Consider the following 19,138-nt stretch of genomic DNA (forward strand, 5'->3'; position numbering starts at 1 on the left):
AATTCCTGCTTGGACTAGGAAAAAACGAAGTCATTAGCAGTTAAGCTAGTGAACAAAAGGTTTTGGATAATTGCTAGTGGCTGCACATTTAAAATGATTAACTGTCCGTTCTCAAATCTGAAGAAATCTTGATCGGCAGTATAAATAGCAGTGCTTCCTAGATCTGGCGTAGACATCAATTTCAAATTATTAATTGATGTGACTTCAGGAATTCCCCTAATACTAATCTTATCAACACCTACTTGGAAGTCTTCAACAGTATTAGTTGCTGTTGGTCTTGTTCCATTAGCAACTATAAACAAATCTGACCCTTCTCCCCCATTTAAGAAGTCGCCGCTACCAGCTATTAGGATATCGTTACCCAATTGACCTAAAAGACGGTTGTTACCTTTGCCTGAGTCAGTCATGATTATATCGTCATTTTTACCACCCATGAGAATGTCGTTTTCGTAGCCGACGATCATATCGTTGCCTTGATTCCCATTGATAGTATTTCCACCGAGAACTTTTTGGGAAACTATGACATCATTACCCTCAGCACCAAATACATTATCTCCACCGTTAAAAGTTAGATAGTCATCACTAAGACTACCAATTATTGTTTGAGAAAATGGGGGTATATCGACCGATAAAGCTTTTACTGTTTGGTTGCCAAAGTTAGCAATAGAATAGGACTGACCTGGTGCTACTCCAATAAAAGTGTTTGCTTGTGCTACCTGAATTTGCCCATCAATATTGATAGTTAATACCCCATCTTTCACAAACAAAGCTTGATAGCGTTCACTAGTGACTGGAGTAGGAAAAATATTAGGCGGTTGCGGTGCTAAGGAAAACTGAGAGTAGGAAAATTCACCAGTCGTTTCTTGAAAGTTGGCTAAAGAAGTGTATTCAATTCCAAAAGGCCCTATATATTTCGGTCTTTGGTTAAAACTCCACAATTGTAGATTATCAACCCCTGCCACTGTGTTCTGTATTCTGGATGTTAATTCCGCAGATGCGTCTTCTGGTAACACCAATAAATAATCAACATTGGTAGGTGGTGTATAGCCTGGAAATGGTAGACCACTATTTGTTAACAAAGCAAATTCTAATTGTTTAGGGTCAACACCTGGAAACGGGGGTGGAATCGGCTGATTTCTGTCAACTACTGGCTGACCTGCATATTGAAAGAAAAGATCTAGCCCTCCCGGAGTAGTTACTGAGAGAATCCGAGCCCCTGGATTTGTACCTGAATTTGCTGCGGTTGAGTCGGGGTTACTCCAACCATGAGGTCTTAATCTTGGCCCGAAAATAAAAGTTCCTTCGGGTAAAGAATCTAAAAGAACTTGATTTGGACTGTTGGGTATGCCAACTTCGTTACCAAATGAAAAATTAAATTCTCCATCCACTATATAAAACGTCTCATGTTCATAACCGTGAAAATGAGGTCGTGGTCCACCTCCAACTGGAGCAAAGAAATCAAAGGCGTTGTATGCAAAGTTAGTTTCTGGCGAGGTAGCCAGTAAGGTATATAAATCCCCGGATGTATAGACCGCTGGACGACTGGGATCGTCTTGTGGCGCAATTATAAAATTTGTCATGGCAGTGTTTTTTCGCTCAAGTTTTGTTGATGTCGATCGATCTGGATTAGTGACGAATTTTGTCAGAAATTAGGAACTAAACAAGGGGCTAATATCTAGAAATGCTTGCAGCGATCGAATCAAATTTATCTCATCAAATCGGATAATATCACAGCAAGGAATTTTCAAGGTTTTGCCATCATGTCGAGTGTAAGTAACTTCCATTTCACAAACAACAACATCTCCCATTTCCCACATTGATTTAATATCGTGGGTGACGGATTTCAGTTTTTGGCGGAAAGCAACTGAAGATTCATGGATCGCTTTACGTCCGACAACTTCTGGCGCATTAGCAAATCGAAAAGATGCGTCTTCAGTAAAGTAAGAGGCAAATTCATCAGCGGTTCTAGTAGTAGTTAAAAACCGTTGGACAATATTCGCCCTATCTCCCGGAAAAATTACAGATGTCGAACTTTTTCCGCTTAGTATATCCTGCTGTTCAGTCATTCTCTTTATCTGTTAGGACTGGTGAATAAAAGCCCGGTTTCTTAATTGATTTTTTTGGTTGATAATCTACTACAGAAACCGGGCTTTTGCTTATGAAAAAGCGGGATTAGCATCTAGGAAAGCTTGATATTCCTGAACTTTGTTGCCTTGGAAACGAATAATATTCAAACAAGGAAACTTAAAGACCTTGCCATCTTTGCGGAAGTAAGTAACATCTAATTCTACTGTTACCGTGTTGGCATCCACTTGCCACATATTATGCACATCATGGGAAACTTTGCTGAACATTCCCATAATTGGTATGGCGAAGTCTTTGATAGCTTGAGGGCCGATTATTGGGGGATTATTGGCAATTTTGTAAGCCCCATCGGGAGCGAAATAAGTAACATATTCTTCCACGTTATTTGCTTCTACAGCTGCAATCAAGCGCTTGGCAACATCTAAAATTGTTTCTTGCTTAGTTTCCGGTGCAACAAATAAAGGAGATGGGTCCATATAAACCAACATTTCCTTCACTTTGTCGCCTTCCATGCGGAAAATATCTGTGCAAGGAAGTGTCAGCACGCTGCCATCATTACGAATGTAGTTAATTTCCAATTCACAGATTACTGAATCGGCATTTTCCCACATGGATTTAATATCAAAAGAAATACCTTTGATATAGTCAAGATGACTTGCCATTGTTGCTTCCCGAATGGCTTTTTTGCCAATAGCAGGAGGATAGTTTCCAAAGCGGTAATGTGCGTCTTCAGTAAAGTTAGTCAGGGCTGTATCTACATCCATTCTTTCAAACAACCCAATCAAATTTTTGACGATCGCTGCTCTAGTTCCGGGAAACATTGTAGTAGTCATAATTCCTCCGTGTCGTTACTATTTTTCTCGCAAATACTGCTTTAATTTTTAGGATTTATGGAGTAGTAAACATGGGCATGATATCCATAAAAATCCTTAATTCGCTGATTTTGTCGCCTTGAAAACGCACGGTATCAGCACAAGGCAAGGTAAACACTTTGCCATCATGACGAATGTAGGTAACTTCCATTTCGATAATTACTAATTCTTCGGAAAGTTGCCACATATTTTTAATGTGGTGGTGCAATCCTTCACATTTTTCTAAGAAACCTGTGGAAGAATCTTTAATTCCTTGTTTGCTGCGAACTACTGGGAAATTACCGAATTGATAGAGGCAATCTTCTGTAAAGAATTCTACAAAATTGTTGACATTCATCGCTTCACCAGCAAGGAAAAGTTGCTTGAGAATATCAATTTTTGAGCCGAAAAAATTGGGCCATTTCTTAGTATGAGGCCATTCCCATTTGGTTGCTGTTGCTGTCATCATAGTTCCATTCTCCCTAATAGCGTCTGATGCCCAAGGAAAGTTTCTGTCTGTTTGTTGGTTGTATTCTTGTTGTGCTCGTTTGAAGTTTTTTAATGCGGTTCTTCTGACTTGGTTAAATTCTAATTGTTCGCCATTTGGCCCTTTGCAATAAAATAATGCCCACCCGTCGAAATCTCCGGGAAATTCAGTTTTAGCAAAGGAAAGTCCGGCTTTTCTTCTTTCGGTTTCTGAGTTAACGTGAATGGTTTTGTTAACTACAACATTGGTCATTCCCCGCTTTTGACATTCGTCTTCTAACATTTGGGCGAACTGATTTAAATCTATATCATCTTTAACGTGGAAAGAGATATGAGGGACGTTCGCAAAACCAACGGAAGAAGGTACTTTGCTGAAAACATTGGGGGCTTTATGTGATAGTTTGGCATCGCGGAAGTGAATCACTTCTACACAAGTATTGCCAAAAGAAATAAACCGAACATCTAGTGATTCTTTGGTATTATCTCTGATGTTGGGAACGCCAATACTGCGGGGGTCGATACCTTTTTGAATGGCTTCTAATTCATCTTTTTGGAAGAGGAGATTATGCAGGTCTTCGCCATAAAATCCGTTGCCTCCGATCGCAATTTTTCCCCCCAAGACTTCGGTATAAAACTCTATGGCTTTTTCCATATCGTCTACAGTAATTCCGAAGTGTTGTACACCTTGGAGGTGTTGCGCTAAACTAGATTTTCCGTTTTGATGAGTATTGCTTAAAGGCGAATCAGAATTGTAATTATTTGTACCAACATTTGCAATCATTTCTGTTACCCTGGAACTACCTTTTCCTAATTGAGTAATTTGCCCTTCATAAACAAAGGTGTAAGTAGCTCGTTCTGGTAGAACGTTAATTTCTTTGATATACTTTCCCTGATCTTTAGTGGCAGCTAAATAGTCTGGTGATGTAAAAAATTGCTGCATTTCATGATGGTCAGCAAAAGCAATTTCAAAAGCTGCTTGATATTGCTTTTCCGGTGGTTCATAATGTGGATCGCTGGGAGGGTTTGGACGAGGGTCAAATAAATGCAACCTAAATTTTAAAACTCCTGCATTTTTGCTGATAGCTGGAGCAAAGGTATCGCTCATATATTGGCGAAATTCTGCCAAACTTGCACCATCAGTTTTTTTAATTAAAACATGGAGTTTAATTGCGTCTATTGCTCCATTAAAATCGCCTTTTTCGATGCGATCGACATAAGTAATCGAATTTCCCGGACTAGTAGTATATCCAACTGCTTTACTAAACAAATTCTGTCCGTCATTTTCCAGCAAATAAGCTGATTGAAAATAAGTTTGTCGATCGCTCTCACTAGCAAAAGTTACTTCAGCAATCCCATCACAGCGATCGGTTTCTGTAGCAGTTGATTTAATCCCATTTAAACTAGGCCAAATATCGATCGGTTGCGGATCTAAATGATGTTGCCAATTTTGATATTGACCTGGTAATGTTGCTCCTAATGAGCCGTTAACATTCCTCCAATAATCACTGAAAAGTGCTGTGTTTAGCTCTTTCTTTTTCCACAAAAGAGCGTAAAAAGCGACTGTTCCTTGGCGATCGCGTGTTGCATAATCAGGTGTCATTTCTGCCGTCCCCTGTTCGCCGGATTTCCCAAAAATTTCCTTAAGTGTTCCGAAGCAACCTGCAACTTTATTAAATCCCGCGTAAACGCACATAAATAATAGTAATTCTTCGATTTCTTCGCGAGTTGCTCCCTGTTTGAGAGCCATATCTATGTGTGCAGGGAAGGGGTTGCCGGGACCATTATGGCTTTGATTAACTATGTCTATTGCGATCGTAATTAACGCTTTAGTCTTTTGGTCAATTAACGGCAAACCCCAAGCTTCACCAGCTACGCGAGTAACAAAGTCACCAAACTTTGGATTAATTTTTTTTAAACCATCTTGCAGTTCTTTGTCATCTAAAACCGCATTTTTATAAGGTTGGTTATTTGTCATCTTAGGCGGTGATTAAAAAAGTTTTTAGTTTTGAGTTGAGACTGGGGACTGGGGATTGGGGATTGGGGACTGGGGGGAGTTTTTAGTTCTAGATCTCTCCCCATCTCCCCATTTCCCCATCTCCCCATCTCCCCTATGTGGTGATTAATTGAATCAATTCATTGGGTGCGTAAACATCACGATAGAAAGTCAATTGTTCGGTTTTCAAGTAACAAGCTCCGCGATGTCCGCGACGTACCCAAGTAACATTTCCTTTGGCAAGAGTTTCGTTAGTTTCGTCGTCTACACACTTCCATTCAAAGTATGTAACTTCGCCGTGAAACATCACGATCGGCCAACACATTGTTACCCCCGGTTGGGCAATTAAAGCCCACCAATGTTTTTCCCGTTCTTTTTGTTGATCCAAGCCAAAATAAGGCCCATCTTGACACAAATAAACTAGGTCATCGCGATATTCACCTGTTAAGATATCGCCTCTGCCTTGGCGCAAAGCTTCACAGTGAGTAGGCCACCATTCTCTGTTTTCTCTTTCAATTTGTTCTAAGGTGTAATTGGGGCCAATTTCTGGCAGAAATCGCTCTTTCATTGCCACATATCTTTCGGCATCTTCAATCAGTTTTTTGGCAACATAAGAGCTAACAAGTCCGGGGCGAGAATAGTCTGCTGAGAGGTCTTTGTAATAATTTTGGCGCTTTCTCACTGCTGTTTGCCCATTTTGAGAAGTTTGATGTCCGTTACCGGAAGCATTGCCATTTGTAGTGGTGGAATTTAGTTGTTGATAGAGCATAAGTGATTCGATATCCTTCTGTAATTGGTTGGTTGCACCGATGTTAGAAATTAATTCTGCGACTGAAGAACTGCGTTGTCCTGCTAAGGTCATTTCGTCGTTATAAACGAATGCGTAAGCTGTTCTTTCGGGGAATGGTCTAACAGCTTTCACATATTTAGGCAGGTCTTTAACTATTACTTGACATTCTGGAGAGTTTAAAACTATTTCCAAGTCTAAACGATTCCAAAAAGCAATTTCAAAAGCCGCATCATAAGATTTTTCTCTGGGTTCAGAATGAGCTACTCCTGCTGCATCTGGGCGAGAAAGATCGACTTCATCAAATAAATGAAGGCGGAATTTTACGACTCTGGGATGTTTAGCAATGGCGGGCGCAAAAGTGTCTTTCATGTATCTGCGAAATTCTTCTACGCTTGCGCCATCAGCTTTTCTCACCATGACGTGGAATTTTTCGGCTTCAACTTTGCCGTTGGGAACGCCGTTATCAATGCGATCGACATAAGTAATAGAATTCCCAGGACTGCTGTTATATCCGATCGCTTTACTAAAGATATTGTGCTCGTCATCCATCAAAATGGCAGCAGATGTAAACCAAGTTTGACGGTCTTGTTCGCTTCTAAAAGTTAACTCAGCTATTCCATGAAATTGTTCATCTTCTGGAGAAGCTTGCACCAAACCACCTAAACTAGGCCACAAACCGCCTTCATTTTGGGCAACGTGAAATTGCCAATATTGATGTTGTCCCGGCAACCTCGCACAAACGGGGCCGTGAACATTTCGCCAATAATCATCAAAAAGTTCTAAGCTGATGCCTTTTCTTTTCCACAACAGCACGTAAAAGGCAACTTTTCCTTCGCGATCGCGTGCTGAATAATCAGCCTTAGTAATCGTTGATTCTAGTGATTGTTTTGCTAACAGCATAAGCGTAATTGATGTCACTTACAAGAAACTGAATTTAACTTTACTTAGGATTGCGAACCTAAAATTTCATTCAATGCCCCAAAGCAACCCGCTACTTTATTGAAGCCTGCATAGACGCACATAAATAACAGTAATTCTTCAATTTCAGCGCGTGTTGCTCCTTGTTTCATCGCCATATTAACGTGCGCTCCAAAAGGGCTTCCTGGCCCTACTTGGTCTTGAATTACTACATCAACAGCGACGGTAATTAAAGCTTTGGTTTTTTGATCGATTAATGGCAAACCCCAAGCTTCTCCTGCTACGCGAGTCACAAAATCACCGAATTTTGGGTTAATTTGACTCAAAGCTGCTTGTAGTTCTTTATCGTCCAATACAGCATTTTTGTAAGGCGTTGTCATCATACTTTCACACTTGTTGGGAACAGTTACTTTTTGCTTTATTTGCCAATTATAAAACACCAGATAATGATGTTTATTATTTGCTCTTTCGTTGGTTATATTGGCAAATAATGGGAAGTAAAAAACTTAAAAATTTCTAAAGTTTGAAGATTTCACCGTAGCTTTCGCTGTAACAAACTTGCTCAAGGTTAAAGCGTCCTCCATATAGTTTAAATGGTTCAGCTGCATAACCAAGGGGCAACAAACAGTAAATATCTAAATGTTCTAGAATCTGGAAGATTTCTCTAATTTGGGCAGTAACAAATGTCGTTCTTCAATAGCCTCTTTCAAGCTTCTGATAGACTGTGTTTCCATGCTGCTCCTGATTGCTAACTGCACTTTACTTGAAGTATTCAAATAAATCGGGAAGTTTTAGGGAAATCGAGAATTTATTTTCCTTAGTGTATGAGGTTGCTAACAATGGTAGGATCTATTTTTTGTGCAAGTTTATCTGCTCTATCTATCCATAGTTATAGATTTATTCCGGCTAACTAAGTTTTTGTACTGGAATAAAAATTGGTTTTCTTCTTTGTCAGACAGACAGCAGAATTTCGCTTGCTAATTGGGTTAAGATTGCCTGCTTTTAAGTTCTTTATACTGATTCAAGCTGGGCAGATGCTATTAAGGTTGAGTATAACTGGTAAAGCAGCCAACATTGAATTAGTCTTGAGAATTTTACTCACAGCATTATTGTCTCCTCATTTCCACATCGAGCAACAAACTACAATCCTCACACCCTCAATTCAGGAAATTTTTGGAAAAAATTTGTGATCTACAATTTACATTTTATTTCGTGCTAGGAGATAAGTTTTTCACTGGCTCTAGCATCTGGGATTATTCAACCGATCGCAGTGATTTCTATCACTTATCTATAAATTTTGCGATCGCCTTTTTAGGTTTAGTACATCAAAAAATTATTAATGCAATAGTTTAGTCCACAGGTGGACAAAAGGCAAGAGTAACAAGCCTTACTAAGTATCAATTCCTGTAGCTTGGATTGCAAAAGTTACAGGACAAGCAGAAAGATTTTATTGCAAAACCACACTTTTATTTTTCCTCCTTATTACCCGATGTTTTTTCAGCTACAATTTAATACCTACCTAGTTTCTACATAAAACTTCAGCAATTCTCATTTTGAAATAAACAGAGTATTAACCTCCATTTTGAAATTCAAAATATAGTACAAAATAACTAGTTTTTTAGAGAGAGGCGATGCTTGCGGCGAGCGAAGCTATGGCTAAAAAACATTTGACCCAATAAATCAAGTATAAATACTCAATTTATTGGCGGGAATTGGCTAACAACGAAGGGGGAAAGTCAGGAAAATAGTTCGGTTTTGAGAAAAGAAAATTCAACGGAAATAAAAATTTATAATTATTGTCAGCTAAGGTAAAATTGGTGAGCTAGCATCCTCAACTCGCGTCAAATTATTCCAAGATGACCCAAAAAGCAGCGACCCTTGAAATTTCTGAATTAATCCAATTTCTCCGTGAAGAATTACATGACTTACCCGATGAAAGGAAGCCGGGAAATAATACCAAATATCGGGTAGAAGATGCAGTGATGGCGGCGTTTTCAGTGTTTTTTACGCAGTCACCATCTTTTTTAGACCATCAACGTTTAATGAAAAGCAATAAGGGAAAAGATAATGCTGAAAGTTTATTTTCAATTGGGAAAATTCCCGGAGATAATCAAATAAGAAACCTGTTAGATCCAGTGCCAGCAACTACTCTGTCTATGACTTTTCAAAAAGTCTATCAATGGTTAGAGTCAAAGGGAGTTTTGAACAAGTTCCTCTACTTAAATGGAGGAATTTTAGTGGCGTTAGATGGCACAGAATATTTTTCATCATCAAAAATTAATTGCCCTCATTGTAATTGTCGTAATCATCGAAATGGAACGACAACTTATTTTCATGGCTGTGTCACACCTATAGTGGTTTCTCCTAATCAAAAACAAGTAATTAATTTAGAACCAGAATTTATTAAAAAACCCGATGGATATCAAAAGCAAGATTGTGAAAATGCGGCGGTAAAAAGATGGTTAAATAAAAATAATCAAAATAAGTATGGTTATCCTGTAACCCTTTTAGGGGATGACTTATATTCTCACCAACCTATTTGTGAATTAGCTCTAAAACAAGGGTATAATTTTATTTTTGTTTGTCTGGAAAATTCACATAAAACTTTATATGAATGGCTAGAGTTTTTAGAAAGAAGTGGAGAAGTTACCACCGTTGAAAAGAAACAATGGTCTGGGCGAAAAAATCTAATTTATCGTTATCGTTATGCTTCTAGAGTTCCCTTAAAAGATGAAGACTCAAGTCTGGAAGTTAATTGGTGCGAAGTGACTGTTATTGAGGAGAAAACACAGAAAATTATCTACCAAAATAATTGGATCACTAATCATAAAATCACTGAAAATAATGTTGAAGAAATTGTCAAAGCTGGGCGCAGCAGATGGAAAGTTGAGAACGAAGGCAATAACGTTCTGAAAAATCACGGCTATAATTTAGAGCATAACTTTGGTCATGGTCAAAATCATTTGTGCGAGTTCTTATTGTCTTTGAATTTACTAGCTTTTTTATTTCATACTGTTTTGGATTTAGTTAATTACACCTATCAAAAGATTCGTGAGCTATTAGTAACTCGGACTTCTTTCTTTAATGATATTCGTACCCTATTAAAATTTATTTGGTTTCCGAGTTGGGTGGAGTTGTTCTCATTTATTCTCACCGAATATGTCCCATTAAAAAAAGTAAATTCTAGTTAAAAATGTCAATATATTGAAAGAGGAACTGAAAGTTATTTATGAAAAAAAACTAAAAAGTTGTTGAGAATTTCATCGGGATTTATCAGTTGAAATCGATTTTTTATGGACAAATTTCTGAAAATCTGTCTATCTTCAGCATCGGATGATAATTATCTGTCAAAAAACAATGCTTCGACAGAAGTTCTCTATTTAAGTAAGGGAATTTTCTCTGATTTTCTTTCAAAATGAGAATTGCTGATAAAACTTTATGCAGCTTGTTTTCCTCAAAGTTATTCATTATTGTTAAAGATTTACCATAAGAGTTATAGCATTTTATAATAATTTTCTTTAAGTTACCTAATTCAATTTACTATTGTGAATAACTATCAATTAGATAATTAATGCTCATAAAGTTAAATAGTTATTAAGTAAATTATTTATATCCCTAACGCTTGCGTAAATTTTCTCTCACTTCCATGAGAATTTTACCCAGCATATTTTTACCTTGGCGATCGCTTCCACAACCCCAATAACTATCAACTGGTGAATCTTCTACCAGTAAAACATCGCCAGTAGCAAGTAAGATTGCGCGAATTTCCGAGTTAAATTCAAATTTCCGTTCCACTGCTTTTCGCATAATATCATCTCTCACCATTTTCCAGTCAGAACGTACTTCGCTTTGATGACTACGGGCAAAATCAAAAGCAGCTTTTGGGGTAGGTAACTTGCGAATTTGTTCTACGTAAGGTGTACCGACAAACTTTTGTGATTGAAAGTAATGTTCGCTAGTTTTCCACCACTCGCCATCAAGTTCAAAACCATGACGAGAAAAGTTAGAAAAACAGCCGAATGGTTTTTCATCAATGTCGTAAAAATAAATTGGCATATATGATCCTAAAAGTTACAAATATTGTTGATTAGATTCCCCCTAGCTTACTAAGGGGGGAACCGGACTTAAAGTCCCCCTTGGTAAGGGGGATTTAGGGGGATCTAAAAGTTTGAAACTTATCACTACCAACTTAACTTAAAGCAAAAATTTGTTCTGCCATTGACACAATTAAATCATATTTAGCTATCTTTTCTCGCCAAGTTTTTGGTATTCCTTCTTCTCCATAAAACGCCCCAGCTAACTGCCCATAAACTGCGCCAGTTGTATCAGCATCATCGCCTAAATTGACAGCTAACAAACAACCTTCAGCAAAGGAATTACTGTGATAAAATGCCCACAATGCCGCTTCTAAAGATTTGACTACGTAACCTATTCCTTTAATTTCTGGGGGTTGGCGATGTTTGAAAGAACCTGTAGCAATTTCGTCAATTTCTGCTACTAATGGGTGATTTTCCCAATAGTTAGGAATGGGAAAATAGCGAGTTCCGAGCAATTTTTTTTTACTAATTCCGTTAATTGCGCCAACAATTAAAGTAGCTAAATATCGACAAGCATCAACAGCGGTAGCAGCGCCGTGAGTGGTGCGAGAACTGTCTTGGGATTTGGCGATCGCCTCTTCAAAATTAGCAGCATAAAACAGCGGTACAGGTGCTAACCTCATAATCGAACCATTTCCCGCATTTCTAGGATTTGTAGAACCACAAAAAGGTTCCCCTGTATCTTCAAACCGCCAAAGTCCTTGTTGAACAGTATTGCCAATATCGAAACATTCTCCAGTGCTACTGAGATATCCTTGACGATACCATTGCACATACTTTTGCAGTTGATGAACCGGATCGAATCCCTTTTTTTCAATCAAACTTTCCGCTAAACAAAGCGCCATTGAAGTATCATCTGTCCACTGTCCCGGTATTAGTCCAAATGGCCCACCTCCCACCATATCATTAATCGGTGTAAAGGTTCCTGGTGGTTTAAATTCCAAAGTTGTTCCTACAGCATCACCAACTGCTAAACCCAGTAGACAACCACGATATCTAGTAATTTTTTCCATTTGATTTTTTAAGCAAAAAATAGGTTTGTTGTAAGCGCTTCAGCGCTTTTCCCACTGAAGTGGGAACAACGAACTAATCTTCATTTATTTTCTCTCTAAAGATCCACATCTGGATCGACACCCAATTCCCTCAACCTTTCGGCTAAAATTGCAGCTTTTCTTTCTGCTAGTTCAGCACGTTGTCTTTCTTGTTCAGCACGTTGTCTTTCTAATTCTGCAATTTCTTGACCTACAAGTAACAAATTACCATCTAAATCCCACCAGCGTAACCAAAGTTGTTCCGGGTTATTTAAAAAAGTTCCTTGCCAAAGTCCTAATTCCACACCCATTGGTAAAATTGGGTAATGACCTCTTTCATTTGGGGGAATTTTCCGGTAAGTAAAATCAGTTAAATGATAGACTTCCAATTTGCCATTATTCACTTCATAAATGGCGTAATAGGGAATGCGAATAATTTGTTGATAAACCCAAAATTTACCGGGACGAGTACCTTCTCCTGTGCGAGATAAAGGAGTTGCATCTCGTTCTTCTTCGCCATTTCCACTAGCTAATTCAATAGCAATCATTGGCGGTGTATACTCGCGCCAAAATACGTAAGAACGTCGAATTTGTCCTTCTAATCTTGGTGGTACTCCAGGGACATAAAACCAATCTGGCGCTTCAGCACCTTTTTCCGGTGGTTCAGTTTCTCGCCAGTAAATTCCGCAATCTTGACCAATACAATATTGTCCATCTGGATGTAAGTTTTGCAAGACAGGAGTAATTGATTCAGTGAGAATAATACACTGGGGATGTTCTTGGAAATTCTTCACGAATGTACCGTCTGATTCTGGTAGTTGAGTATGGTCTGGAAATGCTGGAGGTATATCAGATTTAGTAAATATTTCGGTCATAAGTTTAAGGTAATTCACATAGAAAATGAGTTGGAATTACTTTATTATATAGCTGATTTTTGGGGGAGTTTGTACCATGATTTAGATGAGAGTGGATTTGGCAAAGGTTATGTATATATTGCTAGGTTAACGGATTAGGTAAGGGATGACAGAGACGAGTTGATGAATTATATTGGGTTGGGAAAATCTTTTTAACTGCATAGGTTATCAGGTGCTAGATATATATGCCACTGAGGAGCTTTTTAATTAACCACCATGCGTTTACCAAAACTCGGAATTGCTACAGTTATTGCTTTACTCACTGTTGTTGCAGATACTTCTATTAGTTTCTATTCGTTGACAAGTTTGCCAGTGCCAAAAGTTTTGGCGCAGACGAATAGTGAACAGGAAGCTGAGGTAGAGCAATTCTTCCAGCAAGGGATTCAGCATTATCAAAAAAGTCAATATCGAGAAGCATTACAGTCTTGGCAACAGGCATTAGCTATTGCAAGAAAAATTGGCGATCGCCAAGGTGAAGGAAATATTCTCAGAAATATTAGTATTGCTTATGATTCTCTAGGAGACTACCGCAAAGCAATTGAGTACCAGCAGCAGAGTTTAGCTGTTGCAAGGGAAATTGGCGATCGTTTAGGTGAAGCACGATCTCTAGGAAATTTGGGTAATGCTTACGGTTCTTTGGGAGATCACCACAAGGCAATTGAGTACCACCAAAAAAGTTTAGCTATTTTTCGGGAAATCGGCGATCGCAGGAGTGAAGGAAATGCTCTGGGAAATCTAAGTATTGCTTACTATTACCTGGGAGACTATCAGAAAGCGCTAGATTCCTCACAGCAGCATTTAGCCATTGCCAGAGAACTCCAAGATCCAAAAATGGAACAGTCCGCTCAGCAAGTTATTTCAAAAGTTCAACAACAAAATAACCCTCGGATAGCTGAGGCAGATCGACATTTACAGCAAGGATCTCAGCAGCATCAAAAAAATCAATTTCGGGAAGCATTGCAGTCTTTTCAACAGGCATTAGCTATTTATCGGGAAATTCGCGATCGTAAGCGTGAAGTAGCAGCAATCGTAGGTCTAGCTCTTGCTTATTATTCTTTGGGAGATTACCAGAAAGCGCTAGATTTCTCGCAGCAGAGTTTAGTCATTGCTAGGGAACTCCAAGATCCAAAAATGGAACAGTTCGCGCAACAAATACTTTCAAAAATGCAACAGCGAAATAACCCTCGAACAGTTGAAGCAGATCGGCTATTACGGCAAGGATATCAGCAGGATCAAAAAAGTCAATTTCGGGAAGCATTGCAGTCTTCTCAACAAGCATTAGCTATTTATCGGGAAATTGGCGATCGTGATGGTGAAAAACGATCTCTAGCAAATTTGGGAATTGCTTACCGTAATTTAGGAGATTACCGTAAAGCAATTGATTACCAGCAGCAGAGTTTAGCGATTGCACGAGAGATTGGCGATCGCGAAGGTGAAGGAGCCGCACTGTTAAGTTTAGGTGTTGCGTACTATTCACTAATAGATTACCACAAAGCGATTGATTACTTGCAGCAGAGTTTGGAAATTGCAAAGGAGATTGGCAACCGTCAACTTGAAGGAAAATCTCTCGGAAATTTGAGTAATGTTTATCGTTCTCTGGGAGACTACCGCAAAGCAATTGACTACTCCCAGCAGAGCTTAAGTATCGCACGGAAAATCGGCGATCGTAAAGATGAAGGAGCAGCACTGAGCAATTTAGGTGCTGCTTACTCTTCTGTGGGAGACTACCGCCAAGCGATTGAATATCATCGGCAAAGTTTAGCCATTGCCAGGGAAATTGACAACCGTCAAGGTGAAGGAATAGCTTTAGGAGATTTAGGTCTTAGTTACAATAGCTTGGGAGAATATAGTAAAACGATTGAGTACCACCAACAAAGTTTAATTATTGCAAGAGAAATAGGTGATCGTGAAGGTGAAGGATTAGCATTAGGAAATCTAGGTCTTGCTTACTTTCATCTGGGAGACTACCCCAAGGCGATTGAATACTACAAACAGGACTTAGCCATTGCAAGAAAAATTGGCAACCGTCAAGCTGAAGGAACAGTATTAGGAAATCTGGGTGTTGCTTACAATTCTCTAGGAGACAGCCATCAGGCAATTGAGTACCACCAACAGGCTTTAACCATTGCGCGGTCAATTGGCGATCTTAAAGGTGAAGCAGTAGCTTTAAATAATTTGGGAAATGCTGTCTATAGTTCTGGACATTTAGCTCAAGCAGAAAAAATCTTATTCCAGGGAATTGAAGTTTGGGAATCTCTGCGCGAGAAATTAGGCAATGACGATGCTAACAAAGTATCTATTTTCGAGGAACAAGCTCGTACCTATCGCACTTTACAAAAAGTCCTAATTGCCCAAAATAAAACCACAACAGCATTAGAAATTTCCGAACGAGGTAGAGGCAGAGCTTTCATCGAATTACTCACCAGACGATTGTCAGCTAATCCGAAAGAAATCATCCCGGCTGCATCTTTAAACCCAACAATTGCCCAAATTAAACAAATTGCCCAAAAGCAAAATGCTACTTTAGTACAATACTCAATTGTTGGCGATGAGTTCAAAATTCAAGGAAGAGTACAAGGCAAAGAATCAGAACTTTACATTTGGGTAATCAAACCTACAGGTGAAGTCAACTTCCGCAAAGTCGATCTCAAACCTTTATGGCAACAACAAAACACTTCCCTCGCAGAACTTGTTACTAACACTCGTGACTCTATTGGTGTCAGAAGTCGCGCAACTGCAATCATCGCCCTCAAACCCGGAGTTAACGAAAAACAACGCCTGCAAAAACTCCACGAAATACTAATCAAACCAATAGCCGATTTACTCCCAACCGATGCAAATAATCATGTTATCTTCGTTCCCCAAAGAGAGTTATTCTTAGTTCCCTTCGTCGCCTTACAAGACGAAATTGGCAAACATTTAATCGAAAAACATACAATTCTCACTGCACCCTCAATTCAAGTCTTAGAATTAACTCATGCTAAAAAAGCAGAAATGCAGCAAAGCAGAGGTGCAGGAGAAAAGAGTTTCCAAAATTTAATTGTCGGTAATCCAACCATGCCATCTTTAACCTTAAAAATAGGTGAACCACCGGAAAAATTACCATCTTTACCTGGAGCACAACAAGAAGCAATTGAAATTGGTAAATTGTTCAATACTCAACCTTTAATTGGTTCTCAAGCTAAAGAAGCAACAATTAAATCTCAAATCTCTCAAGCTAACATTATTCACTTCGCCACACACGGACTTTTAGATTATGGAGAACTGCAAGGAAAATATCGGGCTGGAGTACCGGGCGCATTAGCTTTTACACCGGACGAAAAAGAAGATGGTTTGCTGACTTCTGATGAAATTCTCGATTTAAAATTGAAAGCTTCCTTAGTAGTTTTAAGTGCTTGTGATACTGGGAGAGGAAAACTTACAGGTGATGGAGTAGTTGGATTATCTCGCGCTTTTATTACTGCGGGAACACCCAGCATAGTTGTTTCTTTGTGGGCGGTTCCTGATGCACCAACCTCTGATTTAATGAAGGAATTTTATCAGCAAATGAGGACAAATCCGAATAAGGCGCAAGCGTTACGTCAGGCAATGTTAACTATAATGAAAACTCGCCCTCATCCAAAAGATTGGGCAGCTTTCACTTTCATCGGAGAAGCATATTAAAAGTACGTTGTTGCGCTTCAGCGCTATTCCGACTGTAGCGCTGAAGCGCAACAACGTACAAATTTAGGAGGGGTTATGAAACGGCGGCATTTTTTACAGTTTGGTGGTTCTTTGTTGGCTAGTTTGGGGATTAGTCAAGTTGAGTTTTTTCAGCAGGCTAATCGTTATGGTAAGGTGTTGGCGCAAAGTACACCTCGGAAGCTGGCTTTGTTGGTGGGAATTAATAATTATACTGACGGAGTTCGTCCTTTGCGGGGATGTTTGATGGATGTGGAAATGCAGCGAGAGTTGTTAATTCATCGCTTTGGTTTTCAGCCACAAGATATTTTAGTAGTTACTGATTCTCAAGCTACTCGTCAAGGGATTATTACTGCTTTTGAAAATCATTTAATTAAACAAGCAAAACCCGGAGATGTGGCGGTTTTTCACTATTCTGGACATGGTTCGCGGGTAGTAGATCCTGCGCCGATTAATGGTAAAAATTTGAATGGAACAATGGTTCCTATAGATACTGTTACCCCTGATAAAAATGTGGTAAAAGATATCATGGGTAAGACTTTGTTTTTGTTGATGTCGGCGGTACAAACGGAAAATTTAACTGTGGTTTTAGATAGTTGTTTTTCGGGGGGTGCTGATAGGGGAAATTTGGTGGTGCGTTCTGCAAGATTTGAGCGTGAAACTGAAAACATAAAAGTCGATAAAGCAGAATTAGAATATCAACAAAAATTGTTATCACAGTTAAACTTTTCTCCCGATAAGTTTCAAGAATTACGAGCAAAAGGTATTGCTAAAGGTGTCTCATTAACTTCTGCTAAAGATAACCAACTTGCTACAGATGCGTGTTTTGATGGTTTCAATGCTGGGGCTTTTACTTATCTTTTAACTCGTTATCTTTGGCAACAAAATCGCAATCAAGCTATTAGTACAACTTTTGTCAATTTAGCTTTGCGTACTCAAGATATAGCTCAAACTTCAGGCAATTTACAAGTACCGGAATATGAAGTAAAACCGGGAAGTGATTACGGAAATAAATTAGTTTATTTCAGCGAACAAACTAAGCGCAGTGCGGAAGGAGTGATTCGCAAAGTAAGTGGTAATCAAGTAGAATTTTGGTTAGGTGGAATTGCTTCGCAATCATTGGAAGGTTTTCAGCAAGGGTCTATTTTTAATTTAATTGATAATCAAGGTAAGGAGATTGGACAAATTGAACAAATATCTCGCGTTGGATTAGTTGGATATGGTAAAGTTATTAAAAATCCCAATGCTGCCAAACCGGGAGTTTTACTGCGGGAAAGAGTGCGGGGAATTCCTACGGATTTAAGTTTAAAAATTGGGTTAGATGAATCTTTGGGCGCGGAGAAAAGTTTAGCGGAAAAGGAAATTAAAGCTATTAGTCGGATGGAAGTTGTCGGGGTTAATCAAACAGATGTTGTACATTATATTTTAGGTCGAGTTAGGGAAAACAATTCTCGTGAATTTCAACAGTTATCAATTCCTAATCCGCCTCCTGTAGGGGCAATTGGTTTGTTTACTTCGGGGCGAAAACCAGTTTATAATACTTTTGGAATTCCTGAAGAATCAACGCAAGCAGCGATTCAACAAAGGTTGAAATCTAAATTTAAATCTTTGCTGGCTGGAAGAATTTTACAAACTTTGGTGACTGGGGATTCTTCCACACTTAAAGTTACTACTACTATTCAAGCTGTTAATTCGAGAAGTACTGCTAATGTTGTTAGTAGTCGCGGAAATCAGGAATCTCAACAAGCACCAATTAATTCTATACAAAATACTAATTTTAAGCCGGGAACGGCGATGCAAATTAATATTCAAAATAACGAAAATCAAAATCTTTTTATTGGTGTTGTGTTAATCGATTCTAGTGGCGAATTATTAGTTTTATTTCCCCGTGATTGGGATAAGCCGGAAGATGCGGCTTTACTGGGTGCGGGAAAAATAATTACTATTCCTCGAACTGAGGATAATTTTAAGATTCTTTTACAAGGGCCTTCTGGTACTTTGGAAGTGTTAGTATTGGCTAGTGTTTCTCCGGTTCGCAATGCTTTAAAGGGTTTACAAAATATTGCCAGAAGTCGCAATACTGCTAAAGGTTCTCCTTTGGGAATTAGTGAAGATGAACCGGATAAAGTAATGGGTGATTTGTTGATAGATTTTGATGAAATGTCTCGTGCTGGTGTTCAATTAGTATCTACAATTAGAGGGGTTGATACAACTAAAATTGCTGTGCTTTCTTCTTTGGTGGAAGTGGTGGAATAAAGATTTTTTTGAACCGCGAAGGACGCGAAGGACGCG

The 19,138-nt window shown here is 38.8% G+C and carries 12 protein-coding genes and 3 pseudogenes; 4 read left to right on the forward strand and 11 right to left on the reverse strand.

What is annotated here, in order from left to right:
- Nucleotides 1–14: 14 nt before the first annotated feature.
- The 8 genes and pseudogenes from ACE1CA_RS19245 to ACE1CA_RS19280 all read right to left on the reverse strand — a co-directional run bounded on the left by ACE1CA_RS19245 (nt 15) and on the right by ACE1CA_RS19280 (nt 7,506).
- Nucleotides 15–1,580 carry a hypothetical protein gene (locus tag ACE1CA_RS19245; RefSeq protein WP_413279553.1) on the reverse strand — a complete coding sequence of 522 codons (1,566 nt, stop codon included), beginning with the start codon at nt 1,578–1,580 and terminating at the stop codon, nt 15–17.
- 69 nt (nt 1,581–1,649) lie between these two features.
- Complete coding sequence (locus ACE1CA_RS19250) at nt 1,650–2,066, reverse strand: nuclear transport factor 2 family protein (RefSeq protein WP_413279552.1); 417 nt, start codon at nt 2,064–2,066, stop codon at nt 1,650–1,652.
- Between the two features lie 90 nt (nt 2,067–2,156).
- Entirely contained in the window at nt 2,157–2,918 is a 762-nt protein-coding gene (locus ACE1CA_RS19255; protein WP_413279551.1) for a nuclear transport factor 2 family protein, read from the reverse strand.
- A gap of 55 nt (nt 2,919–2,973) precedes the next feature.
- Nucleotides 2,974–5,022 (reverse strand): EthD domain-containing protein, encoded by a 2,049-nt coding sequence (locus ACE1CA_RS19260; protein ID WP_459563665.1) that lies wholly within the window; start codon nt 5,020–5,022, stop codon nt 2,974–2,976.
- Nucleotides 5,023–5,046: 24 nt separating this feature from the next.
- Nucleotides 5,047–5,397: pseudogene (locus tag ACE1CA_RS19265) on the reverse strand (carboxymuconolactone decarboxylase family protein); the annotation flags it as partial.
- A 133-nt stretch (nt 5,398–5,530) separates the two neighbouring features.
- Complete coding sequence (locus ACE1CA_RS19270) at nt 5,531–6,097, reverse strand: hypothetical protein (RefSeq protein WP_459563664.1); 567 nt, start codon at nt 6,095–6,097, stop codon at nt 5,531–5,533.
- Nucleotides 6,098–6,394: 297 nt separating this feature from the next.
- Nucleotides 6,395–7,105, reverse strand: a pseudogene (locus ACE1CA_RS19275) (EthD domain-containing protein); the annotation flags it as partial.
- 44 nt (nt 7,106–7,149) lie between these two features.
- The gene (locus ACE1CA_RS19280; protein ID WP_193978763.1) at nt 7,150–7,506 is read right to left on the reverse strand and encodes a carboxymuconolactone decarboxylase family protein; all 357 of its coding nucleotides are present in this window, start codon (nt 7,504–7,506) and stop codon (nt 7,150–7,152) included.
- Nucleotides 7,507–8,296: 790 nt separating this feature from the next.
- Between ACE1CA_RS19280 and ACE1CA_RS19285 the strand changes: the two genes are divergently transcribed.
- Together ACE1CA_RS19285 and ACE1CA_RS19290 are read left to right on the forward strand one after the other, a co-directional pair.
- Nucleotides 8,297–8,476 (forward strand): hypothetical protein, encoded by a 180-nt coding sequence (locus tag ACE1CA_RS19285; protein WP_413279548.1) that lies wholly within the window; start codon nt 8,297–8,299, stop codon nt 8,474–8,476.
- A gap of 503 nt (nt 8,477–8,979) precedes the next feature.
- Nucleotides 8,980–10,228, forward strand: a pseudogene (locus ACE1CA_RS19290) (ISNCY family transposase).
- A gap of 510 nt (nt 10,229–10,738) precedes the next feature.
- Here ACE1CA_RS19290 and ybiA read toward each other — a convergent pair.
- The 3 genes from ybiA to ACE1CA_RS19305 form a co-directional block, all read right to left on the reverse strand.
- Nucleotides 10,739–11,179 carry a riboflavin biosynthesis intermediates N-glycosidase gene (gene ybiA / locus ACE1CA_RS19295; protein WP_413281163.1) on the reverse strand — a complete coding sequence of 147 codons (441 nt, stop codon included), beginning with the start codon at nt 11,177–11,179 and terminating at the stop codon, nt 10,739–10,741.
- 133 nt (nt 11,180–11,312) lie between these two features.
- Nucleotides 11,313–12,233, reverse strand: a complete 921-nt coding sequence (locus tag ACE1CA_RS19300; RefSeq protein ID WP_413281164.1) for an ADP-ribosylglycohydrolase family protein — start codon at nt 12,231–12,233, stop codon at nt 11,313–11,315.
- A gap of 95 nt (nt 12,234–12,328) precedes the next feature.
- A complete protein-coding gene (locus ACE1CA_RS19305) occupies nt 12,329–13,126 on the reverse strand; it encodes a Uma2 family endonuclease (protein ID WP_413281165.1) in 798 nt (265 codons plus the stop codon).
- Between the two features lie 255 nt (nt 13,127–13,381).
- Between ACE1CA_RS19305 and ACE1CA_RS19310 the strand changes: the two genes are divergently transcribed.
- A complete protein-coding gene (locus tag ACE1CA_RS19310) occupies nt 13,382–16,828 on the forward strand; it encodes a tetratricopeptide repeat protein (RefSeq protein WP_413281166.1) in 3,447 nt (1,148 codons plus the stop codon).
- Between the two features lie 75 nt (nt 16,829–16,903).
- Entirely contained in the window at nt 16,904–19,102 is a 2,199-nt protein-coding gene (locus tag ACE1CA_RS19315; protein WP_413281347.1) for a caspase family protein, read from the forward strand.
- Nucleotides 19,103–19,138: the final 36 nt, after the last annotated feature.

The sequence above is a fragment of the Floridaenema evergladense BLCC-F167 genome (assembly GCF_041929205.2).
GTDB lineage: Bacteria > Cyanobacteriota > Cyanobacteriia > Cyanobacteriales > Aerosakkonemataceae > Floridanema > Floridanema evergladense.

Bases quoted from the DNA above. Each gene is read 5' to 3' on its own strand.
- ACE1CA_RS19245 (WP_413279553.1), bottom strand. From the start codon at position 1,580: ATGACAAATTTTATAATTGCGCCACAAGACGATCCCAGTCGTCCAGCG.
- ACE1CA_RS19250 (WP_413279552.1), bottom strand. From the start codon at position 2,066: ATGACTGAACAGCAGGATATACTAAGCGGAAAAAGTTCGACATCTGTA.
- ACE1CA_RS19255 (WP_413279551.1), bottom strand. From the start codon at position 2,918: ATGACTACTACAATGTTTCCCGGAACTAGAGCAGCGATCGTCAAAAAT.
- ACE1CA_RS19260 (WP_459563665.1), bottom strand. From the start codon at position 5,022: ATGACACCTGATTATGCAACACGCGATCGCCAAGGAACAGTCGCTTTT.
- ACE1CA_RS19280 (WP_193978763.1), bottom strand. From the start codon at position 7,506: ATGATGACAACGCCTTACAAAAATGCTGTATTGGACGATAAAGAACTA.
- ybiA (WP_413281163.1), bottom strand. From the start codon at position 11,179: ATGCCAATTTATTTTTACGACATTGATGAAAAACCATTCGGCTGTTTT.
- ACE1CA_RS19300 (WP_413281164.1), bottom strand. From the start codon at position 12,233: ATGGAAAAAATTACTAGATATCGTGGTTGTCTACTGGGTTTAGCAGTT.
- ACE1CA_RS19305 (WP_413281165.1), bottom strand. From the start codon at position 13,126: ATGACCGAAATATTTACTAAATCTGATATACCTCCAGCATTTCCAGAC.
- ACE1CA_RS19310 (WP_413281166.1), top strand. From the start codon at position 13,382: ATGCGTTTACCAAAACTCGGAATTGCTACAGTTATTGCTTTACTCACT.
- ACE1CA_RS19315 (WP_413281347.1), top strand. From the start codon at position 16,904: ATGAAACGGCGGCATTTTTTACAGTTTGGTGGTTCTTTGTTGGCTAGT.